Below are 14,740 nucleotides of genomic sequence, written 5' to 3'. Positions count from 1 at the left end.
AGGATAACAATGTATTATCCTTCTTAAATACCCGAAAACATTGTGCTGCTTAAAAGAGAAAGGAATCATTTTTGACCACATCAATATCGGAGGTATGGGAGCAGGAGGTGATAGAAAGCAATTTTACAGAAATATCTCAATGTCCGAAGAAGAAATAGACATACTCAGAGAACTGTCAGAGGCAGGTTCAGCGTTCAATATCAGAATCATCGCAGAAGACGGAGAAATAGATATTTCAAAAATGCTGGATAAGTAACTTAAGAAACTAAAGACAAGAAAACTAGAAAAGGAGGTCGTTTATGAAAATAACCCTATTTCAGGCACTTCTAATTGGAATTGTATACTACTTAGGCAATACAGGCACCCCGTGGCTGTCCTTGCTGGGAAGCTTTTCTGTCGTATACAGGCCCTTGGTGGCAGGAACAATCGTCGGATTTATTTTAGGTGATCCGGTACAGGGATGTATGATCGGTGCCGCTATCAATCTCCCTTACGTGGCATTTATCAATGCAGGGGGAACCCAGCCCGCTGATCCGGGGCTGGCCGGCACAGTTGGAACCGCATGGGCCATGGCCGCCGGTGTCAACCCAGCCGCAGCAGTTACCATCGCTCTCCCGCTTGGACTGCTTGGAACAATGGTGTGGGTAGCACATATGACGTTGGATGTAACCTTCGTACATATGGCAGATAAGGCAGCAGAAGAAGGGAATCTGGAGAAAATATGCTTCTGGCATGTAGTTCCGCCTCAGATCCTTATGTTCCTGCTCTGTGTGGTTCCGGCAACCGCAGCAACTTATTTTGGATCTACTGCCGTCAAAGGTATTATTTCTTCCCTGACAGGTAAACCGCTGGCAACCTTAACTGTGATTGGAGGTCTGCTTCCTGCACTTGGTATCGCAATGAACCTCCGTGCAATTGGACGGCCTGGTACACTTTTGTTCTTTCTTGTAGGATTTATAGCCGTTGTCTATTTAGAACTACCTGTTATCGCAGTGGCCGTACTGGCAGGTGTGATCGGATACTTCTATACCATGCTGAGCAACCAGACACCACAGGCAGCCGCCGCTGGAGATTCGTGTGGAGCTGTGCCAATAGAAAATGACGATGAGGAGGATTTTTAATATGTCTGAAGATATAAAGAAAAGATTATCCAAAAAAGATGTCTCAAAGGCTTTTTGGAGATGGGCATTTTTCTCCCATGCAAATTATAACTATGAACGACTGGAAGCAACTGGTCTGGTTTTTTCTATGAAGCATATTATAAAAAAATTATATGGCGATGACCCTCAGGAATATAAAGCCTGCCTCAAAAGGCATATGCAGTTTTTTAATACAGAGCCGAACTTTGGTGCAGTCATCCCAGGAATCGTTTTGGCTATGGAGGAAGAGAAAGCAAATGGAGCTCCCATATCCGATGATGCGATCAACGGTGTGAAAACCGGCCTGATGGGTCCGTTTGCCGGTATTGGAGATACCCTATGGCAGGGCACCTTAACACCGATCCTGCTGGCATTTGGTATCAGTTTAGGTTCAAAAGGAAATCTTCTTGGGCCTCTGGTGTACGCCCTGCTGATGCTGGGAATCATGTGGCCGATCGCGCATTTTTGCTGGACAAAAGGTTACCAGCTTGGCAAAGAAGGAATTGAAAAGATTCTCGGAGGCAACCAGTTACAGTTGTTGATCACAGGGGCCTCTGCTATGGGTGCCATCGTACTGGGGGCATTATCGGCACAATTTGTAACGGTAAAGTGCATTGCGAAGCTCAATTTCGGCGCTTTGAATATGAATATCCAGGAAACTGTGTTTGACGCATTATTTAAAGGTGTATTACCTTTGGCCTTTACAATGCTGACTTATTATTTACTGAAAAAGAAAAAAATTAATCCAACGGCCGTGATGGGAATCTTAATACTGATCGGAATCATCGGAGGAGTGCTTGGAATTCTGGGCGCGTAAAGCAGAAAATATCGTGGAGGAGAACAATGGGAGAAATGGCAAAGACCCTGGTATTCACAGGGGAGAAACAAATTGAGATACAGGAATATCCGATTCCTGAAGTCAGTGACGATATGGTTCTGGTAAAAACAGATGCATGTGCGATCTGCACATGGGAGCAGAGGGTTTATACCGGAGTAAAAAAAGTGGACTTTCCGTTCATCGGAGGCCATGAGATGGTTGGAAAAATTGTCAAGATGGGCAAAAACGTTGACCAGAGACAGTGGAATGTCGGGGATTTTGTGGCAGTCGGGGTGACCCTGCCCTGCAAAAACTGCTACCAGTGTAAGAGCGGAAATGAACAGAACTGTGAGCACTTTGACCACAGCAAACAGTTAGAGGGTCTTCCAGAAAAGGGGATGGGCGGACTTAGTTCCCACCTGCTGGTACATCCGTCAAACCTGTTCCATCTCCACGACATCACACCGGAAGAAGCAACGATCACAGAACCATTATCCTGTGTCCTTCACAGCGTAGAAACTGCCGATATCCAATTTGGTGACACCGTTGTTGTGATCGGCTGCGGGATCATGGGACTATTACACACGATCCTTGCGACCAAACGAGGGGCTTCTGTCATTGTCTCCGACACGAATGAAGAAAGAACAAAGTTAGGATTGGAGCTGGGCGCAAAGTATGCAGTGAACCCGGCAAAGGAAGATCTTTCCGAACGGGTAAAGGAGATCACCGGAGGGATCATGGCACAAGTGGTATTTGACACCACGCCGATCTCCAAGGTAGCGGAAGACGCGGTGAAGGCGGTGGCTAACAACGGACGCCTGGTACTTTACAGTTCCTTCTATCCGGACACACCGATCTCCATCAGTCCGGACTGGCTGCACAAGAGCGGAGCAAAGCTCATGGGAACTGCAAACTCCAATACCGTGGACTTTACAAAAGCTACGAGGCTGTTGTCAGAGGGAGTTGTGGATGTGAAACCATTTGTCAGTGAGGTTTACGATCTAAGCGACTATCAAAAGGCATTTGAATCTGCAATTAAAGGCGATAAGTTCAGAGTAGTGATCAAATTTTAGAAGTGGCTGACCTGTTTTGCAGCAGCTGTTTGGACAAAGTTTTGGCAGGGAGAAAGCCGGTTTTTACTGGTTTTTTCCTGCTTTTTTTCTGAACAAATGCGTATTTAAAAAACCACTTTTATCCAACGGGATTTATGGTGTATACTAGAGATATCAGATGAAATATTTGTAAGGAAACGACGTTTCTTATGCAAAGGAGGGCGTATGAGTGAAATGAAAAAAAAGCAGCTGCTTTATATGCAGCTGAGGGATTCTATATTGGCAGATTATAAGGACAAACCATACTATTCTCCTTTGCCGGGAGAACGCGAACTGTGTGATATCTATTCTGTCAGCAGACCTACCGTGAGGAAGGCTCTTGAGATTCTGGAGGATGAAGGCTGTATTATAAGGCTTACCGGGAAAGGTGCGTTTTTCATTGGCAATAAGGAGTTTGTAGATGCCAACAATGATATGAAGTTCTCAGACATTGCATTCTATAATCAGGTCAGCCTGAGGGGCGATTACACCAGCAGTAAAGTATTGTTGCAGAAGATTGAGATTGCAGACAAGAAAGTTGCAGTCATGCTGAGGCTTCCGAAAAATGCCAAGGTTTTTCATTTAGAAAGGCTCCGGTATATCAACGGCAAATTATACTCTTTGGCCAATGCCTATATTCCGTATGAGTTATGTCCTGAATTGACAGAGCATGATTTTTCTGACCGTTCTCTGCACAATACATTGTGCCAGTATGGTCATGTACCGTTTAAGGCTGATAAGACCATTGAGATTTCCAAAGCATCCGAGTATGATGCCATGCACCTGGATTTAAAACCTGGGGACCCGATCTCCATTTCATCTACCGTCACCTATGATGAACATGGCAATATGCTGGAATATGCGGTCACCAGGGCGGATGCGTATAAGACATTGATACAGATGCAGGTCTACAATCAGGATCATGTCAAGGATCAGGTGATGAGGGAAAAGCGCCAGTAGCAGTGCAGGCGCTTTTTTCTTGTTTTCGGAAATAAGGGAAAGTTTCAATTAAAGGGAGTGTATTTTCCAGACTAAAAATACGCTCCCTTGTGCTATTTATTAAAGACATCCATTTTTATCAATGTTTTGTATGCATCTGATTTAGAAATTGTGTATTCTAAGATATCACCCTCTTTATTATAAATAATACTTGAAGTGATTGTGATGGGAGCTCCGGTTTCAATATCTAAGTGAAGTGATTCATACTCTGTGGCTTTTGAGATCTCTATGGTCTTATCCGCTTTGTAAGGAATATGTCCATGCTCAGAGAGAGTTTTATGCAGAGACCGGTCACTGAAATCGTATTCATTTAATTCCGGGCAAAGGTCATATAAGATATAAGAATTAGCCAGGGAATACAGTTTATCATTAATGTACCGTAACCGCTCAAGGTGAAAAACTTTAGAATTGATCTCTGCTTTCAGCCGGGCTGAAACCTCATAGCTGGCCATCTCAATTTTTTCTGTCAACACTTTGCTTCGGGTATAATCGCCCCGTAGAGAAACTTGATCATAGAATGCGATATTCGTGGGCTGCATTTTATTGCTGTCTGCCTCAATAAAGTCTTTGTTCCCGATAAAGAAGGCTCCTTTTCCTGCCAATCTTACGATTTTCCCCTGTTCTTCTAAGATCTCTAATGCTTTTCGGACTGTAGGTCGGCTGACTGCATATATTTCACACAGTTCTCGTTCTCCTGGCAGAGGCGCGTAGTATGGTTTATGCTGATATTCAGCTAAGATCTTATCTCTTAATTGTATATACAACAATTCCTTTTTTTCTTCATGGCTCATAAAATCACCTTTCCTATATTGTCAGAACATGATCATTCCGCCAGTGCCGTTAAATACAGTCCCCGTAAAATAACTGGCTTTTTCAGATACCATGAATGCCACCACATTGGCCAGTTCAATGGGATCTGCAATCCGGCCTACTGGAATTTTTTTGACTTGTTGATCCTCGTCATCCCTATTTTTAAAAGACTTATTTAACATCTCTGTTTTCATATAACCGGGGGCGATGGCATTTACCGTGATCCCAGCAGAAGCAGTTTCTTTTGCCAGGGATTTTGTAAATCCTACAAGACCGGCTTTAGAAGCGGCATAATGTGCATGATTTCTTTCTGAACCTGTGATCGCGGCTTTTGACACTACGTTCATAATACTGCCCCTTTTCCCGGATTTTATTAAATACTGGATTAACTTTTGACTCATTAAAAAAGGTACGGTCAGATTCACATCCAGGACATGTTCAAATTCTTCTTTTGGCATATCAGCTACCAGAGCTGTTGTCCATGATGCAGCATTATTAATCAGAATATCTATGCTGCCGTATTCTTTTAGCGCTGTCTCAAAAATCCTTTCTCTATTCTCTGAGATAGTCATATCACCACAAAAACCAATAATATGTCCTGAATAATTGTCATTTAGTTTTTTAATATAAGAGAGAGCATCTTGTCTATTGGACCGATAATTCATAATCACATTTGCCCCTTCTTGAACCAGAACCGTGCAGATGGCTTTGCCGAATCCTTTTCCTCCGCCTGTAACAATGGCTGTACGGTTTTTTAATATTAAGTCCATATGCTATATATTCCTTTCCTAAGCTATGTAAAAGTCTTTTTTCATCTAAATCTCAGCACCACCCGGAATTTGTCACCTTTAGTTGCAGATTCAAATGCCTTTTGATAGTCGCTTAGATCGTAAACCTCACTGACAAATGGTTTCACATCCACAACTCCCTCTGACAACAGCCTCGTAGCTTTTGTAAAGTCCACGGTATTGGAGTTTGCAGTTCCCATGAGCTTTGCTCCGCTCTTGTGCAGCCAGTCCGGACTGATGGAGATCGGTGTGTCCGGATAGAAGGAACTGTAAAGTACCAGGCGTCCGTTGTTAGCCACCGCCTTCACCGCGTCTTCCGCTACCTTGGAGATCGGCGTGGTGTCAAATACCACTTGTGCCATGATCCCTCCGGTGATCTCCTTTACCCGTTCGGAAAGATCTTCCTTTGCCGGGTTCACTGCATACTTTGCGCCCAGCTCCAATCCTAACTTTGTTCTTTCTTCATTCGTGTCGGAGACAATGACAGAAGCCCCTCGTTTGGTCGCAAGGATCGTGTGTAATAGTCCCATGATCCCGCAGCCGATCACAACAACGGTGTCACCAAATTGGATATCGGCAGTTTCTACGCTGTGAAGGACACAGGATAATGGTTCTGTGATCGTTGCTTCTTCCGGTGTGATGTCGTGGAGATGGAACAGGTTTGACGGATGTACCAGCAGGTGGGAACTAAGTCCGCCCATCCCCTTTTCTGGAAGACCCTCTAACTGTTTGCTGTGGTCAAAGTGCTCACAGTTCTGTTCATTTCCGCTCTTACACTGGTAGCAGTTTTTGCAGGGCAGGGTCACCCCGACTGCCACAAAATCCCCGACATTCCACTGTCTCTGGTCAACGTTTTTGCCCATCTTGACAATTTTTCCAACCATCTCATGGCCTCCGATGAACGGAAAGTCCACTTTTTTTACTCCGGTATAAACCCTCTGCTCCCATGTGCAGATCGCACATGCATCTGTTTTTACCAGAACCATATCGTCACTGACTTCAGGAATCGGATATTCCTGTATCTCAATTTGTTTCTCCCCTGTAAATACCAGGGTCTTTGCCATTTCTCCCATTGTTTTTCCCTCCACGAAGTTTCTGACTATTTCTACAATTATGCACCTAAGAAGCCGACTGCACCAAGAACAACTCCGATGATTACCAGGATCAACATAACTGTGGTGGCTTTCATCTTCTTATTCTTCAGCAAGAATAACGTAAACAGGGTTACGGCCAAAGGCAAAATTCCCTGGAACAGCTGGTCAAATACTTTCTCCTGTACATTCATCTGCAATGCACCCAGTTTGATGATCGCAGAACACTTAACGGTTACGAACTGCGCAGACAGAGCACCCAGAACGATAGCACCCATGGCTGACGCACCTGTGATCAGCATCTGCAGCTGGTTTCCTCCAAGGATCTTTTCAATTCCTTCTTTACCTAAACTATAACCTTTCATCCAGCAGATATATGCTACCGGGAACATGATTCCAAACATTAATAATGTATATATAACAGGTCCCAAGAGGTTACCCTGAGAACCAAGGCTGATACCGAATGCCAGCAGGATCGGGGTCAAAGTACCCTGCCATAAGGTATCACCAATACCGGCGAACGGTCCCATCAAACCTGTTTTTACACCGTTGATCGCTTCATCAGTGATCGGTGCCCCATTGGCGCGCTCTTCTTCCATCGCCAGAACAATACCAGGGATAACACCTCCGATATGCGGCTCTGTATTAAAGAACTGCATATGTCTTTGGATACATGCTTTGTACTCATCCGGTCTGTCTCCATAGAGTTTTTTGATAACTGGTTTCATTGCAAATACCAGTCCGGTTGCCTCCAAACGCTCATAGTTATAGTTTGCGTGAGAGAAGAAGGTCCATCTCCAGAAGGCTTTTACGACTTCTTTTTTTGTTAAACTTCTTTTTTCTTCAGCCATATTAAAAATCCTCCTCATCGTCATCTTCTATTGGAACAGCTCCACCCGAATCTCCAGCGGCTGCTGCCTGCGGTGTCTGGTTGCTCAGCATAGTGTAGAAGTATCCGATCACACCTGCCAGTACGGCTACAGCGATAACTGGAAGCTTCAAATATACGACCAGAATAAATCCTACAAGGAAAAACAAAAGTGTACCAGGCCGTCCAATTGCACGGAGGTTCATTGCGATACCAAGTGCAGGAAGCAGTCCTCCGATTACGGTCAATACAGTAAGCGGCCTTCCTGTCAGAGAATCAATGATTCCTTTCACTGCAGTAGATCCAAAATAAGTTGCTGCGGTTGCCGGAACGACACAGAGCAGGAACATAAGGATTTGAGGCGGTACCACATGCCAGAAGCATATTTTCTCCAGATTCCCTTCTTCTGCTGCCTTATCTGCCATATGTACAAAGGTAACATCCAACGTCATATGTGCAACCCACACCATTGTTCCAAGCAATCCAAGCGGAAGTGCAATTGTTACTGCTGCTGCCGGGTTAACCCCTGCTGCCATGGCCCATGCGGTTCCGACCGTTCCTGCAAGTCCAGGATCCTGAGGAGCTGTTCCTCCAGCGGAAATGAACGCCACATACGGCAGGTTGATTGCAGCACCAATGATACATCCCTGTACCGGATCACCTAAGATGAATCCGACTAAAGTACCGGCTACCAATGGTTTGTAGACTACGGAAATACTACCCAGCAATGACAGCCATGGTGTACCGATATTACCTAAGTAATAAACGATACCGATCAAAAGCGCTTGAATTAATGTAATTTTCATACTTAACCTCCTTTATTCGTCGCTTTCATTGATAGTTTCTCATATTTATCTTTTGCGTTCCTTAAGTAAGTCTTTGCTTATGTCCCTCTTAAACCATTTTTGAAATGTCTGTCTCACTGTCCTCCGCGATGATCCTCACTCCAATCTTGGAACCTGCGTCTATTAATTCTTTAAAGATCTGTCTTTCTTCCTCAGAGGCAGAAATGTTGCGGAAGAATTTTTTACGGTCACCGCTGACTCCCATTCCTCCGATATTAATGTGATCAAACACGATGCCCTCTTCTTTCAGACGCTGCAAGGTTTTTGGATATTTCACAAGGATAATACATTGATCTCCTGCAAATCCCTTTTTCAGCCTTACTGCTGCCTTCTCCACTGTGAATGTTGCAAGCTTTACATTTGCCGGCACGCATGTTTTCAGGACACTTTTCATAAATGGGTCATTTGCAACTTCATCATCAATAATCATGATCTTGTTTGCACTGGTGTAATTCAGCCAAGAAGTCATAACCTGGCCATGAATCAGTCTGTCATCAATCCTTACTAATACAATACCTTCGATCTTCATAATACTGCTCCCTTCGTTAGAAAAAAATTGAACTCTTACTCATTTTATTGTAGTTGCTTGATACAACCACTGGTTATATCCTATATTACCACTACTCATAAAAAAGTCAACTTTTTTTCATGTATTTCAGTTTTTTTGTGAAATATGCCTTAAATCTATAAAAAAACTATAAACATTACACAAACTTTATTACCATCGGTTATATTTATTGCTTTTTCATTTTTTCTTTCTTATACTGAAGGTAAATCTTAATACACAGCTTAATAAGGTACATCTATTTTATTATAGAAGAAAGGAAGGTTTTATTTATGAGAAAGGTAACACTGAATCCCCCCTGTGTTTCTGCTTCCGTATCCTGTATGGATCTGCTCCATTTAAGAGAACAGATACTGGAGACAGAGCAGTCCGATATCTCTTTTTTCCATTATGATATGGTAGACGGGAAGTTTAACCAATGTTTTATCTTGGGAGACACATTATTAGAAATGATACGTCCGGAGGTAACCCTGCCAATCGAAGCGCATCTGGCCGCTTACGATCCAGACCTCTACGTCGAACGATTCGCAAAGCTTGGCGCAGATTATATTGCAGTCCACTATGAGGCGATGGAGCATCCTTTAAAAACGTTTGAACTCATCCGGAAATATGGTGCAGAACCCATTTTAGCTTTTAAATGTGATACTGCTCCTCCAGAAGATTTTCTTTCTCTGGCAAAAGAAGTTCCATGGATCTTAAAGCTGACGGTGAATCCTGGATTCTCTGGACAGACGATGCAGACGAACAGTCTGGAACATATAAAGGAAATGAGAGAAAAACTGTCTGATGCGGGACTTTCCACTTCCATCCAGGCAGACGGGAACGTAAATCCTTCTACTATAGATACTCTGTACAAATCCGGAGCAGACATCTTCACAGGTGGAACTTCCGGTCTATTCCGGCCGGAACACAGCATTAAAGAAAACAGAGAGATTCTTCTCTCAAATATCAACATACAAACAAAATAGTATGACCAATGGTAATTTACCATTTGACTTTATTATTACCATCGGTTATAATTTTTTTATAGCCAAGTAATAGATGATTCACGGAGGTAGAAGATATGTTAGTTACTATGAAAGAAATTTTAGGAGATGCAAAAGAGAAAAAATATGCTGTCGGCGCATTTAACGTTCCAAACCTGGAATCTATACAGGCAGTGATCTCCGCTGCTGAAGAACTAGGTGTTCCTGTCATCATTCAGCACGCAGAGGTTCATGAAAACTTAATATCTATGCAAGAGATCGGGCCAATCATGCTGGACTACGCAAAACGTGCTTCTGTTCCTGTTTGTGTGCACTTAGACCACGGCGCATCTTTTGACTTGTGTGTACAAGCGATCCGTTTAGGATTCACTTCTGTCATGTATGATGCTTCTGCCAAAAGTTATGAAGAAAACTTTGAAGAGACAAAGGAAATGGTAAAAATCGCGCACGCTGCTGGTGTATCTGTCGAGGCTGAATTAGGCCACATCTTTACTTCTGCTGTAGGAGGCGGAGAAGGCAGGGGCGCTGTAGGAGCAGACGATTTTGAATCATTAGAAGACTGCTATACAGATCCAGACACTGCAAAAGCATTTGTGGAAGGAACGGATGTCGATGCCCTTGCTATCTCTTTCGGAACGACCCACGGTGTTTATCTGACAGAACCAAAACTTGATTTAAACCGTATTACAGAGATCAAAAATAAGATCGATATTCCATTTGTTATGCACGGCGGTTCCGGTGTATCCGACGAAGACTTTAAAACTTCCATCCAGAACGGAATTACTAAGATCAACTACTATACATACAGCTCAATGGCCGGAGGCAATAAAGTCCGTGAATTCATCAATGCTGCCGGGGATGAAAAAGTATTCTTCCATGATATCATCGCTGCCGGTAAGGAAGCTATGAAAGAAAATGTAAAAGCCGCAATGAAAGTTTTTGCAAGCAGCATCTTAGACTAAATCAGGTAACTCTAACTCATTTTTATTGGTTGGGCATCCGCAATTTTGCGGGTGTCCTTTTTTAATTAAAAAGCGGTCAATCCTATAGACTGACCACTTGTTGTAAATGGTATATTGAACTGATAAACCGGAATCTACAGATTCTTTTCTACAAAATGGGTATCGTACATATTCCAATATTTTTGATACACCCTGTCACCTTCTCCATCGATATTCAATTGATACATTCTAAACGTAACCAAATAATTTTTGGGCTGCCATTGTTCCTTGTAAGAATAGCAATATCTCATTCCTATCTGCCGCATTACACCGCCGCTTCTCGGATTGTTTATATCGTGTGTTGCCGTAATATATGGGACACCGTCCTTTTTTAACTGTTCAACAAGAGCTATACTTGCTTCAGTAACAATTCCTCTATGCCAGCACTCTTTTTGAAGTGCATATCCAAAATCATGGCTGTCATCTGTATCTACTTTTACATAACCAATTGGAAAATTATCTTCTTTTAGACAAATCGCAAAGTAGTACTCCCTATTCGCAAATCGCTCCTTATAAAACTCCTTCGCTTCGTCTAAATCATTTACTGGATACCACGGCAAAAACATATTGACTTCTTCATCTTTCAAAAGTAAAAACAGCGCTTCCATATCTTTTTCTTCATATTTCCTTAATATAAGTCTATCCGTCTCAAGTTTTGATATGGCCATTATATTTCCTCCGTAGAATTCTAATTTATAGCGATATTATATAATATTTTAATACCACTGACAACTAATCATATACTTATAAAAAGTTTCATCCTCATTCGTTCATTCCCTTAAGTAAAAAAATACAGCCGTTGTATCCCGGCTGCATCTTTTTATATTTATTAGATTTCGTCTTCTTCTGTTTCCTGGCTCTGCTGTTTTACCATGTCGGCATACATGTCGTGTAAAAGAATCGGGGGCTGATTGCCAACTTCCACACATTCCGCACACAGAGAGTCCAGATCCATTCCATCTCTCATCATGACTGCCTGGACTACCATTGCCATATTCATTCCTGCGATAGCTTTGATATTGTCCTTTTTGGAAAAACAACGCATGACTGTATTGGAAGGAGTTCCACCTAGAATGTCCACAAAGATCAAAACTCCGTCTCCATCATCCAGCTTGTCCATGGCAGCTGTGATCTTTCCTTCAAATTCATCTACCCCGTCTCCGTGATACAATCCAACAGTTTCCACCTTTTCCTGCTTTCCTGCAATCAATTCTACTGCACTCAACAGTCCTTCTGCAAATCCTCCGTGTGTAGCAATTAAAATACCAACCATTTTTATCCTCCTTGATGATACATTGTTTGTTACTATTATTATACTATATTCTTCAACACATTACAACTGGTAATATAAATATATTACCAGTTGTAATGTGTTTTTTCTTTAGAACTGATTTTTTCTTTTGTCATATTATATATAAAACAATAAAATAAAAGGATTTCATATGCATCTGTTATCTATCATTTTATTTTCGATTTCAGCGAATATTGATGCCTTTTTCCTTGGTGCTGCATACGGTACAAAGGGATGTAAGTATCATATTTTAGATAATATCACAATTTCTTTTCTGACATCCATCGGTACCTTTCTCTCCATGTTTCTCGGAGAATGGCTGGTGAGTATTCTTTCGATCTCCACTGCGAACACATTTGGCTGCCTGATCATTATTTTTCTCGGCGTCTGGATGATGATGGATTATTTTTTCAAGAAAAATGTCCCGGATGATTTGACAGAAAAAGAAGAGAAAGCGCTGTCCTCGCCCCGCACAAAATGGCACTCCATGCCGCTCGCTTCCCTGATCGCACTTTCCATGGCTCTGACCTTAAATAATCTAGGTCTTGGCTTTGGTGCGGGAATCACAGGCTTAAATCCCTTTCTCACCTCTATCCTTACATTTTTCTTCAGCCTGTTCTTCCTGACTGCAGGTATGGCGGCGGGAAAGAAGTTTCTTTCTGATATTTTTGGAAAATATGCCGTATTAATCTCCGGTCTGCTCATTTTGATTTTAGGCATATATGAATTATTTATTTAATGAGAAATGAAGAAATTGCCCATACTAGTCTATGAGGTGATAAAGATGTCTTATGTTTCTCCTGAGCTTCGTCCAAAATTTGAAACGCTCAGCATTGAATTGAAGGATACGATTCTGAAACGCGGTGTAAAACTATACACGATCCAGGATCTGATCCGCGTATTAGAAGAAATCGTTGCAGAGTCAGAGGGTTAGTCCCCGGCTCTGCCAACACAAGAAAAGGAGGTCCTCATGAAAAAAGCAAGAGGCGATGAAGAAATCAATACAATCCCAAAAGGCTCCTATGAAGCTGGTGTTACCAACCATGCATTAAAGAAAACAAACGATATCTCACTGGATGATAAAGGAATGGATGCACAGGGAAATGGGTATCCGACGAACAAAGAATCCAAGGAAAAATAGTTTTGAGCAAAAAGGCCGGGTTTATCCGGCCTTTTATGGTATCACATACCCTGGTTTTTAACATATCCTAATAAAAAGCTATGAGGTAAAAACCACCATGGATTGCTCAAACCTTTACTTTCTTTCGACCATTGCCTGCAAGATTTCAGAATGTTTATCAGAAGACGAACTTGCTGTACTTTCTGCTGATTTAATGACATTAGCTGACATGATTGAGAGCATTCTTGCCCGTCAAGCTGTCTGTGACCGTAAAGTTGATAAATAAATTCAGTCTGAAAGATGGTTTTATTGTATTTTAACGCAAAATAAAAAGCCCAGGAAATGGCTTATTTCCTAGACTTCTTAACAGGGGCAGAAGGACTTGAACCCTCGACCTGCGGTTTTGGAGACCGTTATTCTACCAACTGAACTATGCCCCTATACAGCAAAAAGATAAAAAATACTTTTATTTTTTATCCCTTTTTCTAATTATATGTACCTTCAAAACTACATACAGAACCTTTCATCAAACATCTTCCTTACCTTCTTTGGTTAAAGCCTCGACCGATTAGTAACAGTCAGCTCCATACGTTGCCGCACTTCCACCTCTGCCCTATCTACCTCGTCGTCTTCAAGGGGTCTTACTAGATTACTCTATGGGAAATCTTATCTTTAGGGGGGCTTCACGCTTAGATGCCTTCAGCGTTTATCCCTTCCAGACTTGGCTACTCTGCTATGCATTTGGTAATACAACAGATCCACCAGTGGTCCGTCCATCCCGGTCCTCTCGTACTAAGGACAGCTCCTATCAAATTTCCTCCGCCTGCGCCGGATAGGGACCGAACTGTCTCACGACGTTCTGAACCCAGCTCGCGTACCGCTTTAATGGGCGAACAGCCCAACCCTTGGAACCTGCTACAGCTCCAGGATGCGATGAGCCGACATCGAGGTGCCAAACCACTCCGTCGATGTGAACTCTTGGGAGTGATAAGCCTGTTATCCCCAGGGTAGCTTTTATCCGTTGAGCGATGGCAATCCCACGTTATACCACCGGATCACTAAGTCCTACTTTCGTACCTGCTCCACCCGTCGGTGTCACAGTCAAGCCTTCTTCTGCCTTTGCACTCTGCGAATGGTTTCCGACCATTCTGAGAAGACCTTTGAGCGCCTCCGATACCCTTTCGGAGGCGACCGCCCCAGTCAAACTCCCCACCTGACATTGTCCCCCAGCCGGATCACGGCTGTTGGTTAGAAATCCAATACTGCAAGGGTGGTATCCCAACAGCGGCTCCAGAAGGACTGGCGTCCTTCCTTCACAGCCTCCCACCT

At 42.8% G+C, this 14,740-nt stretch carries 19 protein-coding genes, 1 tRNA gene and 1 rRNA gene (1 of these 21 running past the window's edge); 11 read left to right on the top strand and 10 right to left on the bottom strand.

All coding sequences use genetic code 11. The features are described from left to right. Window positions 1-40: 40 nt before the first annotated feature. The 5 genes from AR1Y2_RS06625 to AR1Y2_RS06605 all read left to right on the top strand — a co-directional run bounded on the left by AR1Y2_RS06625 (window position 41) and on the right by AR1Y2_RS06605 (window position 4,007). Window positions 41-256, top strand: a complete 216-nt coding sequence (locus AR1Y2_RS06625; RefSeq protein ID WP_243118882.1) for a PTS sugar transporter subunit IIB — start codon at window positions 41-43, stop codon at window positions 254-256. A gap of 43 nt (window positions 257-299) precedes the next feature. Beyond that, window positions 300-1,121 (top strand): PTS mannose/fructose/sorbose/N-acetylgalactosamine transporter subunit IIC, encoded by an 822-nt coding sequence (locus tag AR1Y2_RS06620; protein ID WP_137328268.1) that lies wholly within the window; start codon window positions 300-302, stop codon window positions 1,119-1,121. A 1-nt stretch (window position 1,122) separates the two neighbouring features. Continuing rightward, the gene (locus AR1Y2_RS06615; RefSeq protein WP_175403603.1) at window positions 1,123-1,956 is read left to right on the top strand and encodes a PTS system mannose/fructose/sorbose family transporter subunit IID; all 834 of its coding nucleotides are present in this window, start codon (window positions 1,123-1,125) and stop codon (window positions 1,954-1,956) included. 26 nt (window positions 1,957-1,982) lie between these two features. Then, window positions 1,983-3,029, top strand: a complete 1,047-nt coding sequence (locus tag AR1Y2_RS06610; RefSeq protein WP_137328266.1) for a zinc-dependent alcohol dehydrogenase — start codon at window positions 1,983-1,985, stop codon at window positions 3,027-3,029. A 204-nt stretch (window positions 3,030-3,233) separates the two neighbouring features. Further along, window positions 3,234-4,007, top strand: coding sequence for a GntR family transcriptional regulator (locus AR1Y2_RS06605; RefSeq protein WP_137328265.1), 774 nt, complete (start codon window positions 3,234-3,236; stop codon window positions 4,005-4,007). Window positions 4,008-4,099: 92 nt separating this feature from the next. Here the strand turns inward: AR1Y2_RS06605 and AR1Y2_RS06600 are convergent, their stop codons facing one another. The 6 genes from AR1Y2_RS06600 to AR1Y2_RS06575 form a co-directional block, all read right to left on the bottom strand. Next, a complete protein-coding gene (locus tag AR1Y2_RS06600) occupies window positions 4,100-4,837 on the bottom strand; it encodes a GntR family transcriptional regulator (protein WP_137328264.1) in 738 nt (245 codons plus the stop codon). 21 nt (window positions 4,838-4,858) lie between these two features. Next, a complete protein-coding gene (locus AR1Y2_RS06595; protein ID WP_137328263.1) occupies window positions 4,859-5,626 on the bottom strand; it encodes an SDR family NAD(P)-dependent oxidoreductase in 768 nt (255 codons plus the stop codon). Window positions 5,627-5,667: 41 nt separating this feature from the next. Beyond that, the gene (locus tag AR1Y2_RS06590; RefSeq protein ID WP_137328262.1) at window positions 5,668-6,717 is read right to left on the bottom strand and encodes a zinc-dependent alcohol dehydrogenase; all 1,050 of its coding nucleotides are present in this window, start codon (window positions 6,715-6,717) and stop codon (window positions 5,668-5,670) included. 38 nt (window positions 6,718-6,755) lie between these two features. Beyond that, complete coding sequence (locus tag AR1Y2_RS06585; RefSeq protein WP_243118881.1) at window positions 6,756-7,586, bottom strand: PTS system mannose/fructose/sorbose family transporter subunit IID; 831 nt, start codon at window positions 7,584-7,586, stop codon at window positions 6,756-6,758. Between the two features lies 1 nt (window position 7,587). Then, entirely contained in the window at window positions 7,588-8,409 is an 822-nt protein-coding gene (locus tag AR1Y2_RS06580) for a PTS mannose/fructose/sorbose/N-acetylgalactosamine transporter subunit IIC (protein ID WP_137328260.1), read from the bottom strand. 88 nt (window positions 8,410-8,497) lie between these two features. After that, entirely contained in the window at window positions 8,498-8,977 is a 480-nt protein-coding gene (locus AR1Y2_RS06575) for a PTS sugar transporter subunit IIB (RefSeq protein ID WP_137328259.1), read from the bottom strand. 308 nt (window positions 8,978-9,285) lie between these two features. On the opposite strand from AR1Y2_RS06575, the gene AR1Y2_RS06570 reads away from it, so the two are divergent. Together AR1Y2_RS06570 and AR1Y2_RS06565 are read left to right on the top strand one after the other, a co-directional pair. After that, on the top strand, window positions 9,286-9,981 hold the full coding sequence (locus AR1Y2_RS06570; protein ID WP_137328258.1) for a ribulose-phosphate 3-epimerase: 696 nt from the start codon (window positions 9,286-9,288) through the stop codon (window positions 9,979-9,981). A 95-nt stretch (window positions 9,982-10,076) separates the two neighbouring features. Then, entirely contained in the window at window positions 10,077-10,961 is an 885-nt protein-coding gene (locus AR1Y2_RS06565) for a class II fructose-bisphosphate aldolase (protein ID WP_137328257.1), read from the top strand. Window positions 10,962-11,095: 134 nt separating this feature from the next. Here AR1Y2_RS06565 and AR1Y2_RS06560 read toward each other — a convergent pair whose 3' ends face one another. Next, entirely contained in the window at window positions 11,096-11,668 is a 573-nt protein-coding gene (locus tag AR1Y2_RS06560; protein ID WP_137328256.1) for a GNAT family N-acetyltransferase, read from the bottom strand. A gap of 161 nt (window positions 11,669-11,829) precedes the next feature. Further along, window positions 11,830-12,273, bottom strand: a complete 444-nt coding sequence (locus AR1Y2_RS06555) for a PTS sugar transporter subunit IIA (protein ID WP_137328255.1) — start codon at window positions 12,271-12,273, stop codon at window positions 11,830-11,832. Between the two features lie 169 nt (window positions 12,274-12,442). Between AR1Y2_RS06555 and AR1Y2_RS06550 the strand changes: the two genes are divergently transcribed. The 4 genes from AR1Y2_RS06550 (at window position 12,443) to AR1Y2_RS18375 (ending at window position 13,697) form a co-directional block, all read left to right on the top strand. Beyond that, entirely contained in the window at window positions 12,443-13,030 is a 588-nt protein-coding gene (locus AR1Y2_RS06550; RefSeq protein WP_137328254.1) for a manganese efflux pump, read from the top strand. Between the two features lie 45 nt (window positions 13,031-13,075). Further along, complete coding sequence (locus AR1Y2_RS17745; protein ID WP_175403602.1) at window positions 13,076-13,225, top strand: hypothetical protein; 150 nt, start codon at window positions 13,076-13,078, stop codon at window positions 13,223-13,225. A 36-nt stretch (window positions 13,226-13,261) separates the two neighbouring features. Next, entirely contained in the window at window positions 13,262-13,432 is a 171-nt protein-coding gene (locus tag AR1Y2_RS17740) for a hypothetical protein (protein ID WP_175403601.1), read from the top strand. 97 nt (window positions 13,433-13,529) lie between these two features. After that, on the top strand, window positions 13,530-13,697 hold the full coding sequence (locus AR1Y2_RS18375) for a DUF6774 domain-containing protein (RefSeq protein ID WP_175403600.1): 168 nt from the start codon (window positions 13,530-13,532) through the stop codon (window positions 13,695-13,697). Between the two features lie 81 nt (window positions 13,698-13,778). Here the strand turns inward: AR1Y2_RS18375 and AR1Y2_RS06545 are convergent. Together AR1Y2_RS06545 and AR1Y2_RS06540 are read right to left on the bottom strand one after the other, a co-directional pair. Further along, window positions 13,779-13,851, bottom strand: a tRNA-Trp gene (locus AR1Y2_RS06545). A 108-nt stretch (window positions 13,852-13,959) separates the two neighbouring features. Continuing rightward, window positions 13,960-14,740, bottom strand: a 23S ribosomal RNA gene (locus AR1Y2_RS06540) (it continues 2,117 nt past the right edge of the window).

It is taken from the genome of Anaerostipes rhamnosivorans (genome assembly GCF_005280655.1).
Lineage (GTDB): Bacteria > Bacillota > Clostridia > Lachnospirales > Lachnospiraceae > Anaerostipes > Anaerostipes rhamnosivorans.
Note: the sequence above shows the minus strand (reverse complement) of the source record. Positions and strands in the feature narration are given on the sequence as shown.